Source organism: Chryseobacterium sp. 2TAF14 (assembly GCF_052115105.1).
GTDB lineage: Bacteria > Bacteroidota > Bacteroidia > Flavobacteriales > Weeksellaceae > Chryseobacterium.
The window spans coordinates 1-665 of sequence record NZ_JBFRGA010000344.1 but is presented as its reverse complement, the minus strand read 5'-3'; the positions used below and the strand labels follow the sequence as shown (position 1 = coordinate 665).

Genomic DNA, 665 nt, shown 5'->3' with positions numbered 1-665 from the left:
GATCTGTAGATCCTCCTCCGGGCGAATTTCCCGGTGTGGCAGCTCCACCACCAGGAGCAGTATCTTCTACCTCTTCACATACGTTCCATGTAAGGACGTATTGTTTAGGTTTCCCTTTAGTGCAGGTACATTCTGAGGCATCATAATGCCCCGGATGACATGCACATGGTGTATAATAAATATAGGTTTCCCAGTGGCATTGGGTGATGGTTTTAGAAAAAATTTGTCCGGAATAAGTTCCCGATGCAAGTTCGGTGGTTTGCACTTTTTCCTGAAGATTTACAAAATCTCCGTTGATAAGCGCTTGTTTTTCTTGAGCGGTGAGGTTGTAAGAAACTAAAAGCTCTCTGTAGCTTCCGTCTGATAAAGGGCTTAAGACAAGGTTCTCAACAGGAGCATTTTCAGGAGCATTTTCCCTGTTGATACGAAAGGTATAGGTATAAAAATCGGGACCGTTTTCTATATAGATCACATTATCGGTATCGATAGAAACGCCGTTTCCGTAATTAACAACCTTACCGTGAGCATTAGTTTTAGAAATTGTCTTAATCTTCGCTTCAGCCTTATTAAGCTCGGTAACAAGCTTTTCTTTGTGCTTCGCTTCGTTTAAAGAAATCCTCTTCGAGGTAAGCCGGAATTTTGCGCTGTTGTTGTAAGCGGTTTTT

Annotated in this window: 1 protein-coding gene; it reads right to left on the bottom strand. The window is 42.1% G+C overall.

Annotated elements, in window-relative coordinates:
• A partial coding sequence (locus tag AB4Y90_RS18100) for a hypothetical protein (RefSeq protein ID WP_441558948.1) occupies nucleotides 1-665 on the bottom strand: 665 nt, incomplete at both ends.